At 72.8% G+C, this 19,282-nt stretch carries 17 protein-coding genes; 15 read left to right on the top strand and 2 right to left on the bottom strand.

Annotation, left to right across the window (positions count from 1 at the left end):
- The first annotated feature begins 124 nt into the window (after window positions 1–124).
- The 5 genes from BJZ21_RS13330 to BJZ21_RS13310 all read left to right on the top strand — a co-directional run bounded on the left by BJZ21_RS13330 (window position 125) and on the right by BJZ21_RS13310 (window position 5,414).
- Entirely contained in the window at window positions 125–1,309 is a 1,185-nt protein-coding gene (locus BJZ21_RS13330; protein WP_179664203.1) for a PGAP1-like alpha/beta domain-containing protein, read from the top strand.
- Window positions 1,310–1,414: 105 nt separating this feature from the next.
- The gene (locus BJZ21_RS13325; RefSeq protein ID WP_179665690.1) at window positions 1,415–2,020 is read left to right on the top strand and encodes an ATP-dependent Clp protease proteolytic subunit; all 606 of its coding nucleotides are present in this window, start codon (window positions 1,415–1,417) and stop codon (window positions 2,018–2,020) included.
- 5 nt (window positions 2,021–2,025) lie between these two features.
- The gene (locus BJZ21_RS13320) at window positions 2,026–2,637 is read left to right on the top strand and encodes an ATP-dependent Clp protease proteolytic subunit (RefSeq protein WP_179664202.1); all 612 of its coding nucleotides are present in this window, start codon (window positions 2,026–2,028) and stop codon (window positions 2,635–2,637) included.
- 112 nt (window positions 2,638–2,749) lie between these two features.
- Window positions 2,750–4,033: an ATP-dependent Clp protease ATP-binding subunit ClpX gene (gene clpX, locus BJZ21_RS13315; RefSeq protein WP_179664201.1), complete on the top strand. Its 1,284-nt coding sequence runs from the start codon at window positions 2,750–2,752 to the stop codon at window positions 4,031–4,033.
- Between the two features lie 178 nt (window positions 4,034–4,211).
- Complete coding sequence (locus BJZ21_RS13310; RefSeq protein WP_179664200.1) at window positions 4,212–5,414, top strand: hypothetical protein; 1,203 nt, start codon at window positions 4,212–4,214, stop codon at window positions 5,412–5,414.
- Window positions 5,415–5,437: 23 nt separating this feature from the next.
- Here BJZ21_RS13310 and valS read toward each other — a convergent pair whose 3' ends face one another.
- The gene (valS, locus tag BJZ21_RS13305; protein WP_179664199.1) at window positions 5,438–8,068 is read right to left on the bottom strand and encodes a valine--tRNA ligase; all 2,631 of its coding nucleotides are present in this window, start codon (window positions 8,066–8,068) and stop codon (window positions 5,438–5,440) included.
- Window positions 8,069–8,148: 80 nt separating this feature from the next.
- Here valS and BJZ21_RS13300 point away from each other — a divergent pair, with 80 nt between their 5' ends.
- The 3 genes from BJZ21_RS13300 to BJZ21_RS13290 all read left to right on the top strand — a co-directional run bounded on the left by BJZ21_RS13300 (window position 8,149) and on the right by BJZ21_RS13290 (window position 10,922).
- Window positions 8,149–9,060: a GNAT family N-acetyltransferase gene (locus BJZ21_RS13300; RefSeq protein ID WP_179664198.1), complete on the top strand. Its 912-nt coding sequence runs from the start codon at window positions 8,149–8,151 to the stop codon at window positions 9,058–9,060.
- Window positions 9,061–9,147: 87 nt separating this feature from the next.
- Window positions 9,148–10,536 carry a bifunctional tetrahydrofolate synthase/dihydrofolate synthase gene (gene folC / locus BJZ21_RS13295; RefSeq protein WP_179664197.1) on the top strand — a complete coding sequence of 463 codons (1,389 nt, stop codon included), beginning with the start codon at window positions 9,148–9,150 and terminating at the stop codon, window positions 10,534–10,536.
- Window positions 10,533–10,922 (top strand): DUF4233 domain-containing protein, encoded by a 390-nt coding sequence (locus BJZ21_RS13290; RefSeq protein ID WP_343052135.1) that lies wholly within the window; start codon window positions 10,533–10,535, stop codon window positions 10,920–10,922. The genes folC and BJZ21_RS13290 overlap by 4 nt, the downstream gene beginning before the upstream one ends.
- Before the next feature lie 36 nt (window positions 10,923–10,958).
- On the opposite strand, the gene BJZ21_RS13285 is transcribed toward BJZ21_RS13290, so the two are convergent.
- A complete protein-coding gene (locus BJZ21_RS13285; RefSeq protein ID WP_343052134.1) occupies window positions 10,959–12,185 on the bottom strand; it encodes an aminotransferase-like domain-containing protein in 1,227 nt (408 codons plus the stop codon).
- Between BJZ21_RS13285 and BJZ21_RS13280 the strand changes: the two genes are divergently transcribed.
- From BJZ21_RS13280 to rodA, 7 genes are all read left to right on the top strand, one after another.
- Entirely contained in the window at window positions 12,078–12,809 is a 732-nt protein-coding gene (locus tag BJZ21_RS13280) for a pyridoxamine 5'-phosphate oxidase family protein (RefSeq protein ID WP_343052133.1), read from the top strand. The two genes, BJZ21_RS13285 and BJZ21_RS13280, sit on opposite strands and share 108 nt — an antisense overlap.
- Before the next feature lie 10 nt (window positions 12,810–12,819).
- Window positions 12,820–13,239: a nucleoside-diphosphate kinase gene (gene ndk / locus BJZ21_RS13275; protein WP_179664195.1), complete on the top strand. Its 420-nt coding sequence runs from the start codon at window positions 12,820–12,822 to the stop codon at window positions 13,237–13,239.
- A gap of 250 nt (window positions 13,240–13,489) precedes the next feature.
- Window positions 13,490–14,518, top strand: coding sequence for a rod shape-determining protein (locus BJZ21_RS13270; protein ID WP_179664194.1), 1,029 nt, complete (start codon window positions 13,490–13,492; stop codon window positions 14,516–14,518).
- Window positions 14,518–15,435 (top strand): rod shape-determining protein MreC, encoded by a 918-nt coding sequence (gene mreC, locus BJZ21_RS13265; protein WP_179664193.1) that lies wholly within the window; start codon window positions 14,518–14,520, stop codon window positions 15,433–15,435. Before BJZ21_RS13270 ends, mreC begins: the two co-directional genes overlap by 1 nt.
- Window positions 15,432–15,941: a rod shape-determining protein MreD gene (gene mreD / locus BJZ21_RS13260; RefSeq protein ID WP_179664192.1), complete on the top strand. Its 510-nt coding sequence runs from the start codon at window positions 15,432–15,434 to the stop codon at window positions 15,939–15,941. Before mreC ends, mreD begins: the two co-directional genes overlap by 4 nt.
- Window positions 15,941–18,082 (top strand): penicillin-binding protein 2, encoded by a 2,142-nt coding sequence (gene mrdA / locus BJZ21_RS13255; RefSeq protein WP_179664191.1) that lies wholly within the window; start codon window positions 15,941–15,943, stop codon window positions 18,080–18,082. Before mreD ends, mrdA begins: the two co-directional genes overlap by 1 nt.
- 1 nt (window position 18,083) lies before the next feature.
- A complete protein-coding gene (gene rodA, locus BJZ21_RS13250; RefSeq protein ID WP_179664190.1) occupies window positions 18,084–19,280 on the top strand; it encodes a rod shape-determining protein RodA in 1,197 nt (398 codons plus the stop codon).
- The last annotated feature ends 2 nt before the right edge of the window (window positions 19,281–19,282 follow it).

Genomic DNA, 19,282 nt, shown 5'->3' with positions numbered 1-19,282 from the left:
GTCGGGCGCCCCGGCCCCGGGCCTCCTGCGGCCGCGACCTCGCCACGCCGGGCCACGGTGCGCGCCACGCCGGGCGGGCGGCATTCGGTGCACATCCGTGCACTCGATTGGGTACGGTGCGGCCGTGTCCCCCACGCGAGGTCGTCCCACCACCGAGCCGGGCCTGCTCGATGCCCTGTCCCTGCTCTCGCAGGTCGCCGACGAGCTGGTCGTCCACACGGTCCGCGACACCCACCTCGCCTGGGCCGACCGGTTCCACGGCCTGACCCGTCGTACGACGGGCCCCGCGGCCGCGGTGCCGCACCTGGCGCACCGCGGGATCGCGGCGGCGGTGTACGGCGGGCTCTCCGCCGGGCTGCGGGCGACCTCCCGCGGCCTGGACCGGGCGGCCGCGACCGGGCTCGGACCGCGCCTCGACGAGCGGCCCGCCGGTCGGTTCCTGGCCTCGGCGGTCAACGGGCTGATCGGCGACCGGTTGCGAGACGAGCGGCCGCTGATGGCCATCCCGCTGGCGGTGCGGGTGGGCGGCCGCGACGTGGTCCCGCGGGCCGACGCGCTGGCGGAGGCCTTCCCGGACGCGACCGGTCGCGTGGTGGTGCTGCTCCACGGCCTGTGCGAGGACGAGTCCCACTGGGGCAGGGGGCGGGAGCAGGTCGGCGCGACCTACGCCGAGACGCTGGCGGCCGCGGGCTGGACGCCGGTGCTGCTGCGCGCCAACACCGGGCTGGGGCTGCGGGAGAACGGCGCGGGGCTCTCGGCGCTGCTGCAGCACCTCGTCGAGCAGTGGCCGGTCGAGGTCGAGCGGATCGCGCTGGTCGGGCACTCGATGGGCGGGCTGGTGATGCGGGCGGCGGGCGCCGTCGCCGCCACGGCCGAGCGGCCGTGGGCGCAGCGGGTCTCCGACGTGGTCACGCTCGGTACGCCGCACCTCGGCGCGCCGCTGGCCCGGGGCGTGGGCCACGGCAGCCGCGGGATGGCCGTGCTGCCGGAGACCGCCGCGTTCGGCCGGATCCTGGACTGGCGCTCCATAGGCGTGCACGACCTCGTGGCCGGGCTCACCGAGGACGTCCCACCGCTCCCGCACGCGCGCTACCACCTGGTCGCCGCGACGCTGACGCGCTCGGCGGGCCACCCCCTCGCGGAGGTCCTCGGCGACCTGCTCGTGCGCCCGGAGTCGGCGTACGGCCGGGACGCCCGGGGCCGGGAGCTGTTCCCCGGGGCGGACCTGCTGCACGTCGGCGGCACCGGCCACTTCGGCTTGTTGAACCACCCCGAGGTGCACCGGGCCCTGACCGCCTGGCTGGCCTGAAATCTGCTGTCGGCGAACAGCGAGGGGCAAACCGTGGAAGTGTCCCCGCTTGCGACTAGGGTCGCTCTCGTGACCCAGAATCCCAGCCCCAGCCTCGCGCCCCAGATGAACGGGGCGTCGGGCTTCAACGTCCTCGACGACCACATCTACCAGCGCCTGCTTCGTGAGCGGATCGTCTTCCTCGGCTCCGAGGTCCGCGACCAGAACGCGAACGCGATCTGTGCGCAGCTGCTGCTGCTCTCGGCGGAGGACCCCGAGGCCGACATCTTCCTGCACATCAACAGCCCCGGTGGCTCCGTCGACGCCGGCATGGCGATCTACGACACGATGAACTACATCCCCAACGACGTGGCGACGGTCGGCATGGGCCTGGCGGCGTCGATGGGCCAGTTCCTGCTCTGCGCCGGCACCAAGGGCAAGCGCTACGCGCTGCCGCACGCGCGGATCATGATGCACCAGCCCTCCTCCGGCATGGGTGGCTCGGCCTCGGACATCAAGATCCAGGCCCAGCAGTCGCTGCACATCAAGAAGGTCCTGCTCGAGCTGATCGCCGAGCACACCGGCCAGCCGGTCGAGCAGGTCGAGGCCGACGCCGACCGGGACCGCTGGTTCACCGCCGAGCAGGCCGTGGAGTACGGCCTGGTCGACCAGGTGGTCAAGAGCGCCCGCGACGCGGCCGACCACGGCCGCCCGGCCCACGAGAAGGGTTGATCGACATGAACTACTACATCCCGCAGTGGGAAGAGCGGACGTCGTACGGCTTCCGTCGCATCGACCCCTACGCCAAGCTGTTCGAGGACCGCATCATCTACCTCGGCACCCCGATCTCCGACGACGTCGCCAACGCCGTGATCGCCCAGCTGATGTGCCTGGAGTCGATGAACCCCGACCAGGACATCCAGATCTACATCAACAGCCCCGGTGGCTCGTTCACCGCGCTGACGGCGATCTACGACACGATGAACTTCATCAAGTGCGACGTGCAGACCGTCTGCATCGGGCAGGCCGCCTCGGCCGCCGCGATCCTGCTGGGCGCCGGTGCCGCCGGCAAGCGGATGGCGCTGCCGAACAGCCGGATCCTCATCCACCAGCCCTACACCGAGGGCACGTTCGGCCAGACCTCGGACATCGAGATCCAGGCCAACGAGATCCTGCGGATGCGTGAGCTGCTCGAGAAGATGATCAGCGACCACAGCGGTCGCAGCATCGAGCAGGTCTCCAAGGACATCGAGCGCGACAAGATCCTCACCGCCGAGGGGGCCGTCGAGTACGGCCTCATCGACGCGGTGGTCGAGTCGCGCAAGGGCACGCCCGCACTCTCGGCCTGACCCATCAGCTCGTCGACGCGAACCTCGTGTCCCGCCCCCGTCCGGGGGCGGGACGGGGTACCGTCGAGGGGCTTTGAAGATCTTTGGATTTCGAACCGGAGGATGACCGCCCGTGGCACGCATCGGTGACGGAGGGGACCTGCTGAAGTGTTCCTTCTGCGGCAAGAGCCAGAAGCAGGTCAAGAAGCTGATCGCCGGTCCCGGTGTCTACATCTGTGACGAGTGCATCGATCTGTGCAACGAGATCATCGAGGAGGAGCTCAGCGAGGGCGCCGAGGTCGGTCTCGAGGAACTGCCCAAGCCGCGGGAGATCTTCGAGTTCCTCAACTCCTACGTGATCGGCCAGGAGCAGGCGAAGAAGTCGCTGGCGGTGGCCGTCTACAACCACTACAAGCGGGTCCAGGCCGGCCTCCAGCCCGTCGCGGGCAAGCACAGCAAGGAGGAGTCGGTCGAGGTCGCCAAGTCCAACATCCTGGTGATCGGCCCGACCGGCTGCGGCAAGACCTACCTCGCCCAGACGCTGGCCCGGATGCTCAACGTCCCGTTCGCGATCGCCGACGCCACCGCGCTCACCGAGGCGGGCTACGTCGGTGAGGACGTCGAGAACATCCTCCTCAAGCTGATCCAGGCCGCCGACTACGACGTCAAGAAGGCCGAGACCGGCATCATCTACATCGACGAGATCGACAAGGTGGCCCGTAAGGCCGAGAACCCCTCGATCACCCGTGACGTCTCCGGCGAGGGCGTGCAGCAGGCGCTGCTGAAGATCATCGAGGGCACCACGGCCTCGGTGCCTCCCCAGGGTGGGCGCAAGCACCCCCACCAGGAGTTCATCCAGATCGACACCACGAACATCCTGTTCATCGTCGGCGGCGCCTTCGCCGGGCTCGAGCACATCGTCGAGCAGCGGGTCGGCAAGAAGACGCTGGGCTTCACCGCCGAGGTGCGCGGGCAGGCCGAGCGCGAGGCCGAGGACCTGCTGTCCCAGGTGCGCCCCGAGGACCTCACCAAGTTCGGGCTGATCCCGGAGTTCATCGGCCGCCTGCCGCTGATCGCGTCGGTCTCCAAGCTCGACCAGGCGGCGCTGGTGCAGATCCTCACCGAGCCCCGCAACGCGCTGGTCAAGCAGTACCAGAAGCTCTTCGACATCGACGGCGTCGAGCTGGAGTTCACCGCCGAGGCGGTCGAGTCGATCGCCGACAAGGCACTCGAGCGGGGCACGGGCGCGCGCGGACTCCGCGCGATCATCGAGGAGGTGCTCCTCCACGTGATGTACGAAGTGCCGTCGCGCGGCGACGTCAGCAAGGTCATCGTGACCCGCGAGGTGGTCATCGACGACGTGGCCCCGACCCTGGTGCCACGCGAGTCCGAGGCGAAGAAGAAGAAGTCCGCCTGACGACCGGCCGACGCCGGCCGCGAGCCGGCGTCGGACAGATGGACTAGTCATTTCCGACTAGTTCATCTGGGTCGATCGGGTCATGGTCCCCTGGCGCCCGTCCCGGTTGGATGGAGTCTGGGTCGCTCCACGCCCTTCTTTCCGGACACCGCCTCTCGGACATCGAGGACTTCGACTGATGAGCGCCGACCACAAGCGACCGCTGTACGCGTTCGTGCTCGTCGCCATCATCTGCGCGCTGATCATCGCGAACGCGCTGCGCAGCCAGGCGGTCGTGGGGGTGCTGCAGGCCGACGTCGCCCGGGTGCTGCCCGGCGTGGAGCTGCAGCACCGGGTGCCCGCCGAGCCGCCGCTGCTGGCCGTGCCGGCGCCCGCCCCGCCCGCGCCCGCCTCGCCGGCGCCCGCGGCCTCATCGGCGTCCTCGTCCTCCGCGGCGGGATCCTCCGCGACCGGCGGGTCGCCCGCGGCTCCCGCGTCGGCTCCGGCCCTGCACGGCCAGCACGGCCAGCAGCCCGGACACATCGCGCACCACCCCGATCCGGGGGCCTCCACCTCGCACCAGTCGCCCCAGTGGCCCGGGGCGCCGGTCGCCGGGCTCGCCCACCACGCCGTCGGCCAGGTCGCCCACCACGCCGTCGGCCAGGTCGCCCACCACGCCGTCGGCCAGGTCGCCCACCACGCCGTCGGCCAGGTCGGCCACACGGTCGGCCACACAGTCGGCCAGGCCGGACACGGGATCGGTGGCGGGGTCGGGGGCGGGTTCGGCCACGCGGTCACGTCCGCGATCGGCCCGGGTGTCGTGCACCAGGTGTTGCCCGGCGTCACAGAGCCGGGTGGGCCGCGGACCGCGCACCTCGCAACCGGCGTTCACGACGGCCACCCGGCCCGCGGCCCGCTCGCCGCGCCATCCGGCCTGATCGCCCACCCGCTCGGTGGCGCCATCGGGTCCCGCCACGGCCACGGGTCCACTCCTGGCCACCGCCACGGGTCCACTCCTGGCCACGGCCACGGGTTCGCTGCGGGCCACGGCCAGGCCCACGGTCACGGCCTCGGGCATGTCGTCCTCGGCCCGCTCGCCGCGGGCGGCGCGCTCGGCCAGCACTGGCCGGTGGTCCCGCACCCCGGCCACCACGGAGCTCAGGGCGGGGGCCAGCACGGCCACGGCCAGCGCGGCCACCGCGGCCACGACGTCAGCCACCGGCCCGGCCACCGCGGCCACGACGTCAGCCACTGGCCCGGGCCACCGGCACGCCGGGTAGCGCTTCGCCTCACCGGATCGGTGAGGACCGGCTGGGCTCCAACGCTCCAGCGAACCCGGTCGACGCCGAGCGGGTCGTCGACGAGCCGCGCCCCCGGTCCTCAGGGACCGGGGGCGCGGTGAACCGTCAGGGAATCAGCCGGGAATCAGGCCGGGGGAGTCTCGGCCAGCTCGGCCTCGACGCTGATCTCGCTGTCGTCGGTGGCGGTGAACACGAGGTCGCCGGTGATGCGACCGGTCTTGCGCAGGTCGTCGGCCGCCCGCTCGGCGGCGCGCACCTTGGCCTCGGGGCCGCGGACCTCGACCCGGGCCAGCTCGGCGCGCATCGAGACCTTCGCCTTCGACTTGGCGCCGCGGATCCCGATCAGCACCGCCGCCACCGCGTCGACCATCGACGGGTCGGCCGCCGCGGCCGAGCCGAGGTCGAGCTCGGTCGGCCACGCCGCCCGGTGGATCGAGCCCTCCTGCCACCACGACCAGACCTCCTCGGTCACGTAGGGCAGGAACGGCGCCAGCAGGCGCAGCTGCACCTGCAGCGCCAGGGCCAGCGTGGCCCTGGCTGACGCGGTCGCGGTGCCCCCCGCGCCGTCCTGGTCCGTGCTGGCGTACGCCCGCTCCTTGACCAGCTCGAGGTAGTCGTCGCAGAACTCCCAGAAGAACTTCTCGACGGTCTCCAGCGCGGTGGTGTAGTCGTAGGCGTCGAAGGACTCGGTCGCCTTGGTGATCACGTTGGCCAGCCGGCCGAGCAGGGCGCAGTCGATGGGCTCGGAGACCTCGAAGGCATGCAGCTCGGTCGCGCCGACACCGCCGAGGACGAACTTCGAGGCGTTGAGGACCTTCATCGCCAGGCGCCGGCCGACCTTCATCTGGCTCTCGTCGAACGGCGAGTCGAGGCCCGGGCGGGCCATCGCCGCCCGCCAGCGCACCGCGTCGGCGCCGAACCTGCCCAGGATCTCGTCGGGGACGATCGCGTTCCCCTTCGACTTCGACATCTTCTTGCGGTCGGGGTCGACCACGAAGCCGGAGATCAGTGCGTGCGACCAGGGCGCCACGCCGTTCTCGAAGTGCGCACGGACGACCCGGGAGAACAGCCAGGTGCGGATGATCTCGTGGGCGTGGGTGCACAGGTCCATCGGGAAGACCCGCGCGAACAGGTCGTCGTCGCTCTCCCAGCCGCCGGCGATCTGCGGGGTCAGCGACGAGGTGGCCCAGGTGTCCATGACGTCCGGGTCGCCCACGAAGCCGTTCGCCTTGCCGCGCTGGTCCTCGGTGTAGCCCCGCGGGGCGTCGGTGGACGGGTCGACGGGCAGCTCGGCCTCGGTCGGCATCAGCGGGTGCTCGTAGTCGGGCTCGCCGTCGGCGTCGAGCGGGTACCAGACGGGGAACGGGATCCCGAAGAAGCGCTGGCGCGAGATCAGCCAGTCGCCGTTGAGGCCGCCCACCCAGTTGTCGTAGCGGTGCTTCATGTGGGTCGGGACCCAGGTGATCTCCGCGCCCCGGTCCAGCATCTCCTGGCGCAGCGCGGCGTCGCGGCCTCCGTTGCGGATGTACCACTGGCGGGTGGCCACGATCTCGAGCGGCTTGTCGCCCTTCTCGTAGAAGTTCGCCATCCGCTGCGTCGGCCGGGGGTCGCCGTCGAGGTCGCCGCTCTCGCGCAGCAGCGCGACCATCGCCTCCCGGCCGGAGAACGCGGTCTTGCCGGCTAGCTGCTGGTACGCCGCCGAGGCCGCCTCACCGCTGAGCCATGCGGGGGTCTCGCGGGAGAGCCGGCCGTCGCGGCCGATCAGCGTGCGGACCGGCAGCTGCAGCTCGCGCCACCAGGTGACGTCGGTCAGGTCGCCGAACGTGCAGCACATGGCGATGCCCGCGCCCTTGTCCATCTCCGCGAGCGGGTGGGCGAGCACGGGGATCTCCACGCCGAAGACCGGCGAGGTGACCGTGGTCCCGAACAGCGGCTGGTAGCGCTCGTCGTCGGGGTGGGCGATCAGCGCCACGACGCTGGGGATCAGCTCCGGGCGGGTGGTCTCGATGTGGACCGGGGAGCCGTCGGGCCGGTGGAAGGCGACCCGGTGGTAGGCCCCGGCGTACTCCCGCGCCTCGAGCTCGGCCTGGGCCACGGCGGTCTGGAAGGTGACGTCCCAGAGAGTCGGCGCCTCCTGGAGGTAGGCCTCCCCGCGGGCGAAGTTGCGCAGAAAGGCGCGCTGGCTGACCGTCTGGGACTTCGGCCCGATGGTCGTGTAGTGCTCCTTCCAGTCCACCGAGAGCCCGAGGGTGCGCCACAGGGACTCGAAGACCTGCTCGTCCTCGACGACCAGTCGCTCGCACAGCTCGATGAAGTTCGGCCGGCTGATCGGGACCTGCTTCTTGGGGTCGGGCTTCTCGGGCGGGGTGAAGTCGGGGTCGTAGGGGAGGCTCGGGTCACAGCGGACGCCGAAGTAGTTCTGCACCCGCCGCTCGGTGGGCAGGCCGTTGTCGTCCCAGCCCATCGGGTAGAACACGGACTTGCCGCGCATCCGCTGGTAGCGGGCGATCAGGTCGGTGTGGGTGTAGGAGAACACGTGGCCCACGTGCAGGCTGCCGCTCACCGTCGGCGGCGGGGTGTCGATGGAGAAGACGTTCTCCCGCGGCTGGCTGCGGTCGAAGCGGTAGGTGTCGTCGTCCTTCCACCGCTTGCTCCAGGTGGCCTCGAGGCCCTCGAGCGCAGGCTTGTCCGGTACGACGGCGGCACGCTGGTCGGTGCTCGTCGCGTTCGGGGCCTGGGGGTGGGTCTCGGTCATGGCAGAAATCCTAGGGTGAGGGACGCCACGCGGGGAAACCGGTTGCGCCACGGGGACGGCACGGACCTACGCTGCGGCCCATGAGCGCTGCCACCGGGCGAGTCGAGCACCGCGTGCTCCTCACCGAGGACCCGGCCGAGTTCCTGGTCCTCGCCGAGGCGCACCTGGCCGCCGACCCGGTGCTCACGACGGTCGTCTCGACGGTCACCCACCGCGCCCTCGCCGAGGTCCGGGAGGGGCGGCCGGCGCCGTCGTACCCGCGCTGGTGGGCGGTGGTGCGCGACCCCGCCGGCGGGGTCGCCGGCGTGGCGATGCGCACCGCGCCGTTCGCGCCGTACCCGCTCTTCGTGCTGCCCATGCCCGACGCGGCCGCCGTTGCCCTGGCCGGGGCGTTGCGCGAGCGCGGCGAGGAGGTCCGCGGCGTCAACGGCGCGCTGCCGGCGGTCCACGCGCTGGCGGGGGAGCTGGCCCGGCTGCAGGGCCGGACCGCGGAGGTCTGGGAGCACACGCGGCTCTTCGAGCTCGGCGAGCTGGTGGAGCCGGCGCCGGTGGCCGGCCGGTTGCGGGTGGCCGGCCCGGACGACGTCGAGGTGTGCCTGGCCTGGTTCCGGGCGTTCTTCGACGACGCGGCCGAGCAGGCCGGCCGCTCGGAGGACGAGGAGCGGGAGGAGTACGTCACCCGCGAGGACATGCTGGAGCGCTGCGCCGCCGGCCGCGTGTGGTTGTGGGAGGACGGCGGCGAGGCGGTGCACATGACCGGCTTCAGCCAGCCGAGCTTCGGTGTCGCGCGGGTCGGGCCCGTCTACACGCCCAAGCGGCACCGCGGCCGGGGGTACGCCAGCGCCGCGGTCGCCGCGGTCTCGCGGATGCTGCGCGACCAGGGTGCCCGGGTCTGCCTGTTCACCGACCAGGCCAACCCGACGTCGAACCGGATCTACCAGGCGCTGGGCTACCGACCGGTCGTCGACATGGCGAACCTCCGCATCCGCTGAGCCCGGGCGGTCACGTCCGTGGTCACCCCGGTCGGGGCGCCGCTCGGTTCGGGCCGTCGGCAGCCGCGCCCCTAGACTCGGGGGGACATGAGTGAGACCCCCGCCGCCCCCCGGTACGCCGAGACCTTCGAGGAGGTCGAGGACGCGCTGCTGTCGCGGTGGCCCGAGACCCGGCTCGAGCCGTCCCTGGACCGGATCCGGGCCTTCACCGAGCTGCTCGGCGACCCGCAGACGGCGTACCGCGTCGTCCACCTGACCGGCACCAACGGCAAGACGTCGACGTCCCGGATGATCGACACCCTGCTGCGCGCGCTCGAGCTGCGCACCGGCCGGTTCACCAGCCCGCACGTCGAGCGGATGAACGAGCGGATCTCCATCGACGGGGAGCCGCTCACCGACGAGGCGTTCGTGCGCGCGTTCAACGACGTGGCGCCCTACACCCACTTGGTCGACGAGGACCAGGAGCACCCGCTGTCGTTCTTCGAGGCGGTCGTCGGGATGGCCTACGCCGCGTTCGCGGACGCGCCGGTCGACGTCGCCGTGGTCGAGGTCGGCATGGGTGGCTCGTGGGACGCGACCAACGTGGCGGACGGCGACGTCGCGGTGGTGCTGCCGATCGCGCTCGACCACGCGCAGTACCTCGGCTCCTCGCCGGTCGCCATCGCCGAGGAGAAGGCCGGCATCATCAAGCCGGGCGCGTCCGTGGTGCTGGCCGAGCAGTCGCCGGAGGTGGCCGAGGTGCTGCTCGCCCGGGCCGCCGAGGTCGGTGCCACGGTCGCCCGCGAGGGCCTGGAGTTCGGGGTCGTCTCCCGCACGCCCGCGGTCGGCGGCCAGCTGGTCTCGCTGCAGGGGCTCCAGGGCCGGTACGACGAGGTGTTCCTGCCGCTCTACGGCGCCCACCAGGCGCAGAACGCCGCCGTCGCCCTGGCCGCGGTCGAGGCGCTGGTCGCCAGCGGCCCGCAGGCCCAGGCCCTGGACGAGGAGATCGTCCGCGCCGCCTTCGCGGAGTTCACCTCGCCCGGGCGGCTGGAGATCATCCGGCGCAGCCCCACGATCGTGCTGGACGCCGCGCACAACCCGCACGGCGCCGAGGCGCTCGGGGCCGCGCTCGACGACTCCTTCGCGTTCTCCCCGCTCATCGGGGTGCTCGGCGTGATGGCCGACAAGGACCACGAGGGGCTCCTGGTCGCCCTCGAGCCCCACCTGGCCCACGTGATCTGCACCCAGAACTCCACCAAGCGGTCGATGCCCGCGACCGAGCTGGCCGCGGCCGCGGTCGAGGTCTTCGGCGAGGACCGGGTCTCGGTCGCCGTTCGCCTCGCCGACGCCATCGACCAGGCCGCCGCGCTGGCCGAGGCCGGGGAGGCCTTCGGCGACCCGCTGGGCTCCGGCGCGGTCCTGGTGACCGGCTCGGTCGTGACGGTGGGCGAGGCGCGCAGGCTGCTGCGCCCGCGTGGCACGGAGGCCGAGGCGTGAGCGGCGGCCCGCGGGACGAGCGCACCCGCTCGCCGCGGCGCGGCATGTGCGCCGCGGTGCTGAGCCTCGAGGCGATCACGCTCGGCCTCACCACCCCGGTGATGGTGTCGGTGACCGGCGTCGAGCTCGGCACGGCACTGTGGGTCGGGCTCGGGCTGACGGTGGCCTGCCTGGTGCTGGCCGGGATGCTGCGCGCCGAGTGGGCCTACGGGGTCGGCTGGCTGATCCAGGCGGCCGCGATCGCCCTGGGGACCGTGGTCCCGTTGATGTTCTTCCTCGGCGCGGTCTTCGGCCTGCTGTGGGGCACGGCGTACTTCCTGGGGCGCAAGATCGAGCGCGAGCGCGCCGCCGCCTTCGCGGCGTACGACGCGCGCCGCGGCGCCTGAGCCCCGGGCCCCCGGTGAGGCCGGCGGCGCGCGGGCTCAGCGCAGCGCGCCGACCAGCACCGCCAGGGCCGCGTCGAGCTCGGCGTCGCTGACCCCGCCGAAGCCGACGACCAGGCCGGTCAGCCGCGCGGAGCGGCAGTAGTCCGAGAGCAGGTTGACCCGGAAGCCGGCCCGGGCGGCCGCGTCCCGGGCCCGTCGGGCCGCGGCCTCGGGCAGCAGCCACGTGGAGTACATCCCCGCGGGCGTGCCGGCCAGCTCGGCGTACGGCGCGAGCGCCGCCACCACCCGGGGCGCCCGCTCGGCGTAGACGCGCCGGGCGGTGCGGACGACCTTGTCGACGTAGCCCTCCCGCAGCAGCGCGACGAACGCCCGCTGCACCGGCCAGGGCGTCGCGTCGTGGGTGACCCGGCGCCGCTCGTCGATCGCCGCCAGCAGCCGCGGCGGGGGCACCAGCCACCCCAGCCGCAGGCTCGGCGCCACCGACTTCGAGGCCGTGCCGAGGTAGGCCACCCGGTCCCGGTCCAGCGTCGCCAGCGCCGGCACCGGCGCCACGTCGTAGCGGAACTCGGAGTCGTAGTCGTCCTCCAGCAGCAGCGCGTCCGCGTCCCGGGCGGCGGCGAGGGCCGCGAGGCGGTCCGGCGCGGGCATCACCCGGCCGAGCGGGTGCTGGTGGGCGGGGGTGAGGTACGCCGCGGCAAGGCCGGCCAGGTCGGTGACCGGCTCGGTGGCCGGCAGATCGTGCACGCGGCGGCCGGCGCCGCGGATCGTCTCCACGGCCGCCCGGTAGCCCGGGTCCTCGACCGCGACATCGCCCGGAGCCAGCGCCGCCAGGACGTGGCGCAGCGCATCGGTCGTGCCGTTGGTGACCAGCACCTCGTCCGGGTCGACCCGCAGCCCGCGGGTGCGGGCGAGGCGCTCGGCCAGGGCCCGGCGCAGCTCGGGCAGGCCACGGGGGTCGTCGTACCCCCGCGGCGGCCGGGCGGCGGCGACCTCGCGCCACGCGCGGCGCCAGCCGGCCGCGTGGCGGGGGTCGATCCACGGGGTGCCCGCGTCGAGGGGGAGCAGCGCGGGCTCCGCGGGTGCCGCGGGCGGCCGTCCGCGAATGAGCCTTGATTGGCCCGTGACGACGGGCCACTCGCGGACGACGATAGGCGGGTGACCAGCACCAGCACCAGCACCGGCGGCTCGCCGCTCTCGCCCACCGCGCGCACCACCGTGACCCGCGGCCGCAACCGGGCGGTGGTCGACCGCGCCGCGCTGCACGCCCTGCTCGCCGATGCGCTGGTGGCCCACCTCGGGGTGGTCCTCGACGGGCACCCGCTGGTGCTGTCCGCGGCGTACGCCTTCGACCCCGCCGGCCCGGACCGCGACGGCACCCTCTATCTGCACGGGTCGGTGGCGGCCCGCTGGCTGCGCGCCTCGGGTGCCGCCACCGTGTGCGTCACCGTGACCCAGCTCGACGGGCTGGTGGTGGGCAGGTCGGCGTTCCACCATTCGATGAACTACCGCTCCGCGGTCGTGATCGGGCTCGCCCGTCCGGTCGTGGACCCGGCCGAGAAGGACCGGGCGCTGGCGATGGTCGTCGACCACATGCTGCCCGAGCGCTCGGCCACGCTGCGCGCGAGCACCCGCAAGGAGCTGGCCGCGACCGCCGTGCTCGCCGTGTCCCTGCACGAGGCCTCGGTCAAGGAGCGGGCCGGCGGCCCCGGGGACGAGCCCGAGGACGTGGCGGCGGGGACCTGGGGCGGGCACATCCCGCTGCGGGTGGTCGCGGGCGCTCCGGTTCCCGACGAGGACGCCCGCGGCGCGGTGCCGCCGGACGTGACCGCCCGCGCCGTCCGGATGGCGCCGGGAGGCCCCGCGGCGAGCCGGCCGGGCGCTCGGTAGGGTGCGGGCCATGACGCAGCCGTCGACCCAGCGCACCCTCGTCCTGCTCAAGCCCGACACCGTCCGGCGCGGGCTGGTGGGCGAGGTGATCGGCCGCTTCGAGGCCAAGGGCCTGTCCCTGGTCGCGATGGAGCTGCGGACCATCGATGCCGCCAAGGCCGACGAGCACTACGCCGAGCACGTGGAGCGCGACTTCTACCCGCCGCTGCGCGCGTTCGTGACCAGCGGCCCGCTGGTGGCGATGGTGCTCGAGGGCGACGAGGCGATCGAGGTCGTCCGCGCGCTCAACGGCGCCACAGACGGTCGCAAGGCGGCCCCCGGCACCATCCGCGGCGACCTGTCGCTGTCGAACCGCGAGAACCTCGTGCACGGGTCCGACAGCCCGGAGTCGGCCGAGCGCGAGATCAAGATCTGGTTCCCCGGCCTCTGACCCTCGCCGGCGGCCGCCGCCCGGCGCCGCGCCGGCCCGGTCCCGGCCCTGATCCCGGGCCCAATTTCTGGCCGGATTCCTGGCCGGCCCCCGGATCCTCCGGCCCCCCTGCCGCGAGCTCACCCCTGACCGCGTGTCCTGCCGGGGTTGGGCCCCTCGCCTTCCTACGCTTGCCCTGGGACCGTCACACCAGCACCTGGCGCCCCGACTTCCCCACCCAGCGCTAGTCAGCTTGCGAGGCACCACGGCAATGGCGAACAGCTTCATCGGTCGGGACATGGCCGTTGACCTCGGCACCGCCAACACGCTCGTCTACGTCCGCGGCAAGGGCGTGCTGCTCGACGAGCCCAGCGTCGTGGCGCTCAACGCCACCACCGGCGAGATCCTCGCCGTCGGCCACGAGGCCAAGCGGATGATCGGGCGCACCCCCGACAACATCACCGCGATCCGCCCCATGAAGGACGGCGTGATCGCCGACTTCGAGGCGACCGAGCAGATGTTGCGGTTCTTCATCCAGCAGGTGCACCGGCGCCGCTACTTCGCCAAGCCCCGGATGGTCATCTGCGTGCCCAGCGGCATCACCGCGGTCGAGCAGCGCGCGGTCAAGGAGGCCGGCTACCAGGCCGGCGCGCGCCGCGTCTACATCGTCGAGGAGCCGATGGCCGCGGCCATCGGGGCCGGGCTGCCGGTGCACCAGGCCACCGGCAACATGGTGGTCGACGTCGGTGGCGGCACCACCGAGGTCGCCGTCATCTCGCTGGGCGGCATCGTCACCAGCCTCTCGATCCGCACCGCCGGCGACGACCTGGACCAGGCGATCGTGCACTGGATGAAGAAGGAGTACTCCCTGATGCTCGGGGAGCGCACCGCCGAGGAGGTCAAGATGACCCTCGGATCGGCGTTCCCGCTGCCCGACGAGCCGGAGGCCGAGATCCGCGGCCGCGACATGGTCTCGGGCCTGCCGCGCACGGTCGTGGTGTCCAGCGCGGAGGTCCGCCAAGCGCTCGAGGAGCCGCTGCACGCGATCGTCGACGCGGTGCGCGCCACGCTGGACCAGACGCCCCCCGAGCTGGCCGGCGACATCATGGACCGGGGCATCGTGCTCACCGGCGGCGGCGCGCTGCTGCGCGGCCTCGACGAGCGGCTGCGCCACGAGACCGGGATGCCGGTGCACGTGGCCGAGCACCCGCTCACCTCGGTCGCCCACGGCGCAGGCAAGTGCGTCGAGGAGTTCGAGGCCCTCCAGCAGGTGCTGGTCACCGACCCCCGGCGGTACTGATGGCGCTGCTCGACAAGCGCTTCCGCGGCCCGCTGGACGACCGGCGGCGCCCCTCCCGCGCGCTGCTGGTCGCGCTGGTGCTTGCCAGCCTGACCCTGATCACCCTCGACTACCGCGGCGGCGATGACTCCCCGGTGGAGCCGGTGCGGCGCGCGGTCGGCGAGGCGCTCGGCCCCATCGAGAACGGCACCGCCGACGCGGTCCGGCCGTTCACGGCGGTCCCCGACTGGTTCCGCTCCCGCAACGACCTGCGCGACGACGTGGCCCGCCTCCAGGCCGAGAACTCCCGGCTGCGCTCGCAGGCGGCCACCGCGGACTACGACCGCAACCGGCTCCAGGAGTACGACGGGCTCACGGCCGCCGCGAAGGACCTCGGCTACGCCCTGGTGCCCGCCCGGGTCGTGGCCCTCGGCAGCGCCCAGTCGTTCAGCGACACCGTCACGATCGACGCCGGCTCCGCCGCCGGGATCCACCCGGACATGACGGTCCTGAACAACGACGGCCTGGTGGGACGGGTGCTGCGGGTGACCCGCACCACGGCCACCGTGCTGCTGATCATCGACAGCGACTCGGTCGTGGGCGGCCGGGTCGGCCAGAGCATGGAGGTCGGCTTCCTGCACGGCCGGGGCGAGCTCGGCGACGGCGGCAGCCTGGACCTCCAGCTCGTCGACGAGGCCCAGCCGCCGGCCAGGCACGACACGGTCGTGACCTGGGGCAGCCGCGACGGCGCGCCGTACGTCTCGGGCATCCCGGTCGGCACCGTCACCAGCGTCTACAGCAGCGTCCGCGAGACCACCCAGCGCGCCGTGATCGACCCGTTCGTCGACTTCGGCTCGCTGGACCTGGTCGGCGTGGTGGTGCCCTCCGGCACCCGCAGCGACCGCGCGGTCGTCGAGGCCGACGGGAGCATGCGATGACGTTCGTGCGCGGCGCGGTCGCCGCGCTCGCGGTGCTCGTGGCGCTGGTGCTGCAGGTCTCGGTCTTCCCGCACTTCGCCTGGGAGGGCGTCGTGCCCAACCTGTGCCTGCTGGTGGTCGTCGGGGCCGCCCTCACCCGCGGCGCCCAGTTCGCGGCGGTGCTGGGCTTCCTGGCCGGGGTCGCGCTCGACCTGGCGCCGCCGGCCGACCACGTCGCGGGCCGCTGGGCCCTCGCGCTCGTCATCGTCGGGTACGTCGCGGGGCGGGTCCGGCAGGACCTCCGGCCCGGCGCCGGCGCGATCGTGGCGACGGTCGCGGCCTCCTCCTTCGTCGGCACCTCGATCTACGCGATCAGCGGCCTGCTCCTCGACGACCCGGGCCTGGGCGTGCCGCAGCTGCTCAAGATCATCCTCGTCGCGGTCGCCTGGGACGTGCTGCTCACGCCCTTCGTGCTGCCGCTGGTGATGCGGGCGTTCACGCGCCTCGAGCCGGCGCGGGTCGCCTGATGGCGCCGCCGAACCTCTCCGGGCGGCTCTCCGCCGGCCAGACCACCAAGAGCCGGCTGCGGCTGCTGGTGATCCAGGCGCTGGTCTTCTCGCTGTTCGTCACGCTCTTCGCCCGGCTCTACTACCTGCAGGTCGTCGGTGGCGACGCCTACCACGCCCAGGCGGCCTCGCAGTCCGTCCGCGAGGTCGTCGTGCAGCCGCAGCGCGGCCTGATCGTCGACGACGAGGGCCGGCCGCTGGTCGCCAACCGTCCGTCGTGGGTGGTCTCGGTGGATCGCACGATGCTGGACAAGATGTCGCACGGCGAGCGCACCCGGCTGGTCGAGCGTCTCGCCGCGGTGGTGGGGGAGCAGCCGGGCACCATCCGCAAGCGGCTGGTCACCTGCGGGGACCCGGGCAGCGTGACCGGTGTGTGCTGGAACGGCTCGCCCTACCAGCCGGTCCCGGTCGCCAGCGACGTCCGCCGGACCGTCGCGCTGCGCATCCTCGAGCAGCCCGAGGACTACCCGTCGGTGGTCGCCGAGCAGCAGAGCGTGCGCGCCTACCCGCAGCCCTACGGCGTGAACCTCGCCCACGTGCTGGGCTACCTGAGCCCGATCACGAAGGAGGAGTACGACACCGCGCAGGCCGACGGCGACCACTCGCTCAACGGCGCCTCCTCGGTCGGGCGCGCCGGCGTCGAGAAGCAGTACGACGCGTGGCTGCGCGGCATGCCCGGCTACAAGCGGGTGGCGGTGGACTCGATGGGCCGGATGCTCGGTGACGACAGCGAGGTCGGGAGCCAGCCCGGAGACACGCTGGTCACCTCGATCGACGCCAAGGTGCAGGGCGTGGTCGAGCGGCAGCTCGCGCAGACCATCCGGACCGCCCGGCACACCTACGACCCGGTCACCCACCAGAACTACAAGGCCGACTCCGGCGCGGTGGTCGTGATGGAGGCGAAGACCGGTCGGATCGTGGCGATGGCCAGCCAGCCGACGTACGACCCCTCGGTGTGGGTCGGCGGCATCACCGCCAAGCAGCTGGCGCACCTCTACTCCGACAAGGCCGGCACGCCGCTGCTCGGCCGGGCCACCCAGGGCCAGTTCGCGCCGGGCTCGACCTGGAAGCCGATCATGACCGTCGGCGCGCTGAACAACGGGTTCACCCCGCAGACCCGGCTGGACTGCTCCTCGGGCTTCCAGGTCGGCAACCGGTGGTTCAAGAACTACGAGTCCGAGTCCTACGGGATGATCGACTTCGCCCGGGCCCTCCAGCTGTCCTGCGACACCTTCTTCTACCGGGTCGGGTTCCACTTCTGGCAGAAGTACGGCTCGGACCCGACCGACGTGAACGCCAAGGACCCGCTCGTCGAGGCGGCCAAGGGCTTCGGGTTCGGCAAGGAGACCGGCATCGACCTGCCGGGGGAGGCGTCCGGGCGGATCGCCGACCGGCACTGGAAGCTGGCGTACTGGAAGTCCATGAAGGACTACTACTGCAAGATGGACCGGCAGCACAGCGCGCCGAACTCCTTCCTGCGGCTCTACTCCCACGAGTTCTGCCTCGAGGGCAGCTACTACCGGGCCGGCGACGCGGTGAACTTCTCGATCGGGCAGGGCGACACGATCGTCACCCCGCTGCAGCTCGCCCGCGCCTACGCCGCGCTCTCCAACGGCGGCACGCTGTACGAGCCTCGCATCGGCAAGGCGGTCGTCAGCCCCGGCGGCAAGGTGCTCAAGCGCATCGCACCCCAGGTCGCGGGCCACGTGCACTACTCGAAGGCCAGCCTGCGCTACGTCAACCAGGCCCTGCTCGGCACGCCCAAGGTCGGCACCCTGGCCTGGAAGTTCATCGGCTTCCCGCTCGACAAGGTCCACATCCGCGGCAAGACCGGCTCTGCGGAGGTCTACGGCAAGCAGTCCACGTCCTGGGTCGCGACGTTCGACGACAACTACGTCGTGGTCATGATGGTCGCCCAGGCCGGCACCGGCTCGGGCACCTCCGGCCCGGCGGTCCGCAAGATCTGGGAGTCGCTCTACGGCATCCGGGGCACCCACGTCGACCCCGGCAAGGCGGCGATCCCGGGCACCACCCCGCCGGCCGGGATCCCCACGTTCATGAAGGACGGGTCGATCCTGCCGCCGGCCCGGAAGGAGCACTGAGGTGTCGTCCGCAGCCACCCCCCGACCCACGCGTACGACGCTGCGCGCGCCCGGGATCGACTGGGTGCTGCTGCTCGCGGTGCTCGCGCTGGTCGGGCTCGGCAGCCTGCTGGTGTGGTCGGCCACCAGCCACCGCGAGGACCTCACCGGCGGCGACCCCACGGCGTACCTGAAGAAGCAGCTGGTCAACGTGGCCATCGGCCTGGTTCTGCTGGTCATCGTGATGGCGACCGACCACCGATGGGTCCGGATCGTCGCGCCGCTGGCCTACCTCGCCTCGATCCTGGGGCTTCTTCTGGTGCTGACCATGGGCTCGACGATCAACGGCTCCCGCTCCTGGCTGGAGTTCGGCGGCATGTCCATCCAGCCCTCGGAGTTCGCCAAGCTCGCCGTGGTCATCGGCATGGCGCTGCTGGTCGCGGAGCGTGCCGAGGGGCACTGGCAGAACCGCGTCGGCACCGTCGAGGTCGCCGGGATGCTGGTCATCGCCGGGGTCCCGGCGGCGCTGATCCTGCTGCAGCCCGACCTCGGCACGATGCTGGTGCTCTCGGCCACCGTGTTCGGGGTGCTGGCGACCTCGGGCGCCCCGCGGCGCTGGCTGGCGCTGCTCGCCGCCGGCGGCGTCACCGCGGCGGCGGCCGCGGTCGCGCTGGGCTTCCTCAAGCAGTACCAGGTGGACCGGTTCATGGCGTTCACCAACCCCGACCTCGACCCGCGAGGCGCCGGCTACAACACCGAGCAGGCCCGGATCGCGGTCGGCAACGGCGGGCTCTTCGGGCAGGGGCTCTTCCACGGCAGCCAGACCCGGGCCGGCTTCGTGCCCGAGCAGCACACCGACTTCATCTTCACCGTCGCGGGGGAGGAGCTCGGGCTGGTCGGTGCCGGCGTGCTGATCGCGCTGCTGGCGCTGGTGATCTGGCGCGCCCTGGCGATCGCCCGGCACACCGACGACGTGTTCGGCCGGGTCGCCGCCGCGGGGATCGCCTGCTGGTTCGGCTTCCAGGCGTTCCAGAACATCGGCATGTGCCTGGGCATCATGCCGGTCACCGGCGTGCCGCTGCCGTTCGTGTCGTACGGCGGCAGCTCGATGTTCGCGGGCATGCTCGCGATCGGGCTGCTGCAGAACATCCACCTGCGCTCGACCGCCTCGCTGCCCACCCGCTACGTCATGCCGGTGCGGGTGCTCGCCTCCCGCTGAGC

Source organism: Nocardioides panaciterrulae (assembly GCF_013409645.1).
GTDB classification, from domain to species: domain Bacteria; phylum Actinomycetota; class Actinomycetes; order Propionibacteriales; family Nocardioidaceae; genus Nocardioides; species Nocardioides panaciterrulae.
The sequence above is the reverse complement of the archived record's forward strand: the minus strand, read 5'-3'. Positions and strand labels throughout refer to the sequence as shown.